This is a genomic window from Psychrobacter sp., assembly GCF_036731945.1.
In the GTDB taxonomy this organism is placed as follows: Bacteria; Pseudomonadota; Gammaproteobacteria; order Pseudomonadales; family Moraxellaceae; genus Psychrobacter.
In genome coordinates this window covers 56,328-61,959 of sequence record NZ_DAINDI010000004.1, presented here as the reverse complement: position 1 = coordinate 61,959, position 5,632 = coordinate 56,328, and the positions used below count along the sequence as shown (strand labels likewise).

Annotated in this window: 6 protein-coding genes; 2 read left to right on the top strand and 4 right to left on the bottom strand. The window is 45.9% G+C overall.

Annotated elements, in window-relative coordinates; genetic code table 11:
• The 3 genes from ruvX to recN form a co-directional block, all read right to left on the bottom strand.
• The coding region (ruvX, locus tag V7D75_RS01650) for a Holliday junction resolvase RuvX (protein ID WP_333613141.1) at positions 1-525 on the bottom strand (525 nt) is incomplete at its 3' end.
• A gap of 71 nt (positions 526-596) precedes the next feature.
• Positions 597-1,160 (bottom strand): YqgE/AlgH family protein, encoded by a 564-nt coding sequence (locus V7D75_RS01645; protein ID WP_333613140.1) that lies wholly within the window; start codon positions 1,158-1,160, stop codon positions 597-599.
• A gap of 169 nt (positions 1,161-1,329) precedes the next feature.
• Positions 1,330-3,009 (bottom strand): DNA repair protein RecN, encoded by a 1,680-nt coding sequence (recN, locus tag V7D75_RS01640; RefSeq protein ID WP_333613139.1) that lies wholly within the window; start codon positions 3,007-3,009, stop codon positions 1,330-1,332.
• Between the two features lie 545 nt (positions 3,010-3,554).
• Here recN and ppnP point away from each other — a divergent pair.
• On the top strand, positions 3,555-3,890 hold the full coding sequence (gene ppnP, locus V7D75_RS01635; protein ID WP_068407914.1) for a pyrimidine/purine nucleoside phosphorylase: 336 nt from the start codon (positions 3,555-3,557) through the stop codon (positions 3,888-3,890).
• A 365-nt stretch (positions 3,891-4,255) separates the two neighbouring features.
• On the top strand, positions 4,256-5,026 hold the full coding sequence (rlmB, locus tag V7D75_RS01630; protein ID WP_068407911.1) for a 23S rRNA (guanosine(2251)-2'-O)-methyltransferase RlmB: 771 nt from the start codon (positions 4,256-4,258) through the stop codon (positions 5,024-5,026).
• Here rlmB and coaE read toward each other — a convergent pair.
• The coding region (gene coaE, locus V7D75_RS01625) for a dephospho-CoA kinase (protein WP_333613138.1) at positions 4,989-5,632 on the bottom strand (644 nt) is incomplete at its 5' end. The two genes, rlmB and coaE, sit on opposite strands and share 38 nt — an antisense overlap.

The window sequence follows — 5,632 nt, the reverse complement described above, 5'->3', positions numbered from 1 at the left end:
ACTGCTACTCGGATCAGCAAAATACGTCGACATCAGGATACAGGCGGAGATATCATCAATCGGATCGCGCTCGTTTTGAATCCAACCGTTTTCCCACGCAATTTCGCGTGCTGCTACTGAGGTCAGGCGTTCATCGCAGAGAGAGACAATGACGGGTAAACGCTGCTCCATAATTCTATGCGCCAACCGACGAGCAAATTTGTGCGCCCGCTTGGACAGCATTGAGCTGCTCCCATCCATGTTTAATGGTAATCCGACCACCACTTTTGCCACGCCCCAAACTTTGATAATGCCGAGCAGGTTGTCCCAATCCGGCTGACCATTATTCATCGCCAAAATATCAAAGGCGCGCGCAGTTTCGGTAATACTATTACCTAACGCCATGCCCATCTTTTTGACGCCATAATCAAGTGCCAAAATTAGATGCGGCTTAATAGTGGGTTCAGTAGCGCTATCAGCATTTATAACGTCTGCGCTATGAGTCGTTATAGCGTCTGCGCCATCTGCAACAATACTATTGACCATAATTTGGGGTATTCCTATTTCTGTCTTCATTAAGCAAATGCTGCTCAGTATATAGCAGTTAATATATAACGCTAGGCATGACCAATATCGCTGCTCAAATAGTCAAAGTTAATGCCAATCTTATCGGCAGCGACTTGCCAGCGTTCTGCAAATGGCGTATCAAACAATAAATTCAGATCCGCAGGACAAACCAGCCAGTCGCCACTCGCGAGCTCTTGGTCGAGCTGCTTTTTTCCCCAGCTGGCATGACCTAAGCACAGCTGATAATGCCCAACACCTTGACCAGCAGCGATGCGTTTTAGGATATCTTGGCTGGTAGTAATACAGACGTTTTCTGAGATGGCAAAAGACGACGCCCATTCTGGTTGACCGGTGTGCAAGACAAAACCGACTTCTGGATACATAGGACCCCCTTCTAGCGCCATATCTTCCATTACTTGCGGATCGGTCACTTCGATACCTAAGTCTTCTAGCAGTTTGCCGACGCGCGCTTGCTCTATCGGACGATTGACCATCAGACCGAGCGCCCCATGTTTATCATGGCGACAGATATAAATCAGCGCCTGCTCAAACCGTGGGTCTGACAGCTCGGGCGCCGCGATTAAGAAATGATGGGTCAAATTGGCTTTAGACATAGAAACAAACGCAACCTAATATTAAAGGTGAAATTATCAAGAGGATAGACCACTATATGGCGTTTAGGTGTAAAAAATCAACTAAAGCAAATGTTTAGCGATTATTTGTGAGTAATTTGCTATTAATCATTTAGCTGCCAACCATTTCATAACCATCAATCAATAATCATTATTTAACATCGCTTAATAAGCTACGCGCATGGTCACGGGTGACATCCGTGATGGTCACCCCGCCAGACATACGGGCCAGCTCATCGACTTGCGCGCTATCGGTTAAGATTAATAGCTCGCTTTCGGTTTGCTCATCATGATGTTTTTGTACCAAGATATGCTGATGCGCTTGCGCCGCAACTTGCGCTTGGTGGGTAATGGCCAATAACTGCTGCGTCTGCCCAAGCGCGCGTAACAGCTCACCAACCACTTGCGCCGTACCGCCACTGATACCAACATCCACTTCATCAAAGACGAGCATTGGCTTGGCAGCATTATTATTAGCATTGGTCGCTTGCAGAACTTGCATGACCAATGCCATCCGCGACAGCTCACCACCTGAGGCAATTTTATGTAGCGGCTGCATGGGCATACCGACGTTGGCGCTAAACAACAAATCGATATCATAGCTGCCTTGACCATTATACTGGTTAGGGTCGGTCTTTTTGGTAAAGACAAACTCGCAGCGCGCATTTGGCAGGGCAAGCGGTTGTAATTGCGCAATCAGCTGTTTACTGACTTTTGGCGCCGCTTTTGAGCGCTGTTTATTAAGCTCAGTGGCAAGTGACAAATACTCTTGCCATGCTTGCTCAATTTGCGCTGCCATTGCATCGCTACTTGGCTCATTTTCTAACTGTTCTAATTGCGCTTGCCACTGCTTTGCTTCATCAATCAAATCGCTTGTGGGCAGGCCATGCTTACGCGACAAACGGTGCCCAAGACTGATTAAGCTATCGAGTGTTTGCAAGCGCTCAGGGTCGGGTAATTGCTGTTCAGCATAATCCGATAGCAAGCCTGTGACCTCAGTGATTTGCTGCTGCGCCAAATGCAACTGTTCGGACGCCTGCTCAAAGGTTTGACTGACGCTCATTTGATTGTCGCAAAGCTTAATCGCTTGCCCGAGCAAGGTCATGACATCGGGCTCATCGGTGTCATTATCGAGCAGGTGTAAACCGTGACTGGCCTCCGTCATCAACGCTTCGATATTAGACAGCTCTTCGTGCTCCGCTTCAACTTCTGCATAATCAACTGCGAGTAGCGGCGCAATGTCAGCAAGCTGGCTTTGCAACAATTGAATGCGATCTTGACGCTGAGCTTCGCGGCTGGCGATATCATCAGCGCGGCGTTTGAGCTGCTGATAAGCTTGATAGCTGCTGGCCGTTTGTACAGCAAGTGGCGTGATTTGTGCCATCTCGTCAAGCCATTGCACCACAAATTGTGGCTTTAGTAAGGCTTGCTGAGCATGTTGACTATGAATGTTTACCAATAAAGCGCCCAAGCTTTTTAATTCCGCTAAGCTGACCGGCGTGCCATTTAACCAGGCTTTAGAGCGCCCTGTATTACTAAGCTGACGGCGAATCAAGACTTCAGGTTCTTCTAAAGAGCGCTCGTTTTTGGCAAACCATTCTGCCACGACGTCATTATTTTCTACATCAAACTGCGCATAGATATCAGCATACGCCGCGCCGTGCCTGACCATGGCACTATCAGCGCGCTCGCCTACGCACAAAGACAGCGCATCTAGTAATAATGACTTGCCAGCACCTGTCTCACCGGTGATGACATTGAAGCCTTCAGCCATGCTCAGCTCATGCTGAGCAATCAATGCAAACTGCTGTAAAGTTAATGATACGAGCATCAACGCCTCTCATGGCAGACAATAAATATCAGCAATTAGGCTGATTTTTAGGTCTACAATAGGATAAATAAAGAAAAACAGCTTTGGTAAATGGTGCTAATAAGATAAAGACAATTGGCAAATATTATGGTGGCAAAAGGTAGGAAATACAAATTTTAAAGGTAAGCAAAGCTAGGTATTCATTTAACAATAAGCACAACTTTCCTAGTGGCTGTAACAAACTTTATAGATATAATGTGGTAGCATAATCTCACATAATGATAAACTCTTACCACCAGATTTTCATACAATCTGCTATCTATGATGTTTCTAGTAAAAGACGAGAGGTGAGTTCGTGCTAGATAAAGTAAGCGTTTCATCATTACTTTTCATAGTGTATTCTCTATGCGAGTCTTTATTTGGTTAACAGTTATATCGAGCTAAATATAGAGTGAATCGTCAAAAAGTTGTAATAGAACTGTCAGTTAAGCGATGAGTTATTCTGCTATTTAGTTTTTCAATTTGGTCTTTTAGTTTGGCAATAATTATTTGATAAGGAAGCCACTATGACAGCGGCGCAATTTACCAATGTAACAGTCAATGCTCAAGCCACGATATCCTACGATGGTCGTTGCTCAAGCCATACCATTATGTTTGAGGACGGTCGCCATAAAACGCTCGGGGTTATTTTGCCTTGCGACAATTTGGTTGAGCACTATCACTTTAGCACCAATACTTCGGAGCGCATCGAAATCATCAGCGGTGAGTGTGAGGTCAAAATAAACGGTGAGGAAGAATTTAGCTACTACCGCGCAGGACAGTCATTCGTGGTCGAAGGCAATAGTGGTTTTAATTTGCGCACAGAAGAAATCGTGCAGTATATTTGTCATTTAGAAGGTTAAGCTGGCTAAAAAATCATACGATTAAAGGTGTTATAAGACAACTTGCCCCACCTTTAACTAAACAAGTTAGAAGAAATAAATCTTACGCGAAGGTTTACTTCTTTTTTTTGGCAATTATTTTAATAATTTTTCGTTTCGCCACGCGTTAATTGCTACAATTATCGTTATATAGGCAGTCCGCTATAAGATGAACATAGAGCTACTGGTATTCATTTTCCTTGCTTGCTGTGCCTACGCAGACAGAGGCTGCGCAAAATGAATACCAGTAGCGGGTCATCATACTTGTACTGATTTTATTTAGGACTGACTATATTTCCTATTTTTTATCGCCGTACGCGATACCACTTTTATATTGTAGACCCACTATGGCAAAACCTAGCTATTTTTATGGCATTCACGCGATTGAAGCCTTACTCGAATATCGCCCGCTTGATGGACTCAGTTTATTTGTCCAACAAGGACGTGAGAGCGACAGCCACGTACAAGCGATTATGGCGCAAGCACGTGATAATGGTATTAGTATTCAACCGACACAAAAAGATAAGCTTACTCAGCTATGCGGTAGCCCGCAGCATCAAGGCGTGGTACTGAATGCGCGTCCGTTAGGTTTCGCTGACGAAGGTTTATTGGATACCCTTGCTAAGCGTGAGCAATGCTTATTATTGGTGCTTGACCAAATTACCGACGCGCATAACTTTGGTGCGTGTTTACGTACCGCAGTGGCCATGGGCGTTGATGCCGTTATTTGCCCCAAACACCATGCGGCAAGCCTGACGCCAACCGTTGCGAAAGTATCGGTAGGGGCTGCCGAGATGATGCCTATCGTTAGTGTGACCAATTTGGCTCGTACGTTAAGCAAGATTAAAAATGCTGGCGTCTTTGTGTTTGGCACCGCATTAAATGCAGAGGCAAAGCCAATACATGCTGCTGATATGACGGGTAAAACTGCGATCATTATGGGGTCTGAGGGCGAGGGCATGCGCCGCCTGACGATGGAGAGCTGCGATGAGCTGGTTTATATTCCGATGTCAGGCAACGAGCATGGTAATTTACAAAGCTTAAATGTGAGTGTGGCGACCGGTATGGCGCTCTATGAGATTAATCGGCAGCGAACTTTAGCTGCTGGGCAAGCGTAAGATAGTTTTGATGTAACGGCTCAAGCTGTAAATATAGCGCCGCAAGATCGCTCTCGTTAAGCACCACATCATCTGCATGACGATTACGCTCTTCGCGGCTGAGCTGATTAATCATAATGGCTTTTATCTTTTGTACGCTTTGCTCATCGCGCTGGCTGGCACGCGCAAGCTGGGTTTCCTCGGTGGCATCCATCACCAGTATACGCTGGCATAAGTTGGCAAGCCCTGCTTCTGCGCCTTCAATGAGCAAAGGTGCTGAGAGCACAACATATGGTGACGTACTGGCTGCTAGTTGCAATTTTGCCGCTTCGCGTATGGCTGGATGGGTGATGGCTTCAAGCTCAATTAAGGCTTCAGGATGGGTGAAGACATGAGTGCGCACGGCGGCGCGATCCATTTCCCCATCATCGTTTAATACCCAATCACCAAATTTTCTTTTGATTTTACGTAAAGTAGCGCTACCTTTAGCGACCACTTGATGAGCAATCACATCTGCATCAATAATATCAATCCCTTGCTGCGCGAACCAATCGCTTGCCGCCGACTTACCACTGCCGATACCGCCAGTCAAGCCGACAACTAACGTCTTGCTTTTGGATTGGGGCG

Excerpts from the sequence above, each read along its gene's own strand:
- V7D75_RS01645 (WP_333613140.1), bottom strand. The coding sequence starts at position 1,160 with ATGTCTAAAGCCAATTTGACCCATCATTTCTTAATCGCGGCGCCCGAG.
- recN (WP_333613139.1), bottom strand. The coding sequence starts at position 3,009 with ATGCTCGTATCATTAACTTTACAGCAGTTTGCATTGATTGCTCAGCAT.
- ppnP (WP_068407914.1), top strand. The coding sequence starts at position 3,555 with ATGACAGCGGCGCAATTTACCAATGTAACAGTCAATGCTCAAGCCACG.
- rlmB (WP_068407911.1), top strand. The coding sequence starts at position 4,256 with ATGGCAAAACCTAGCTATTTTTATGGCATTCACGCGATTGAAGCCTTA.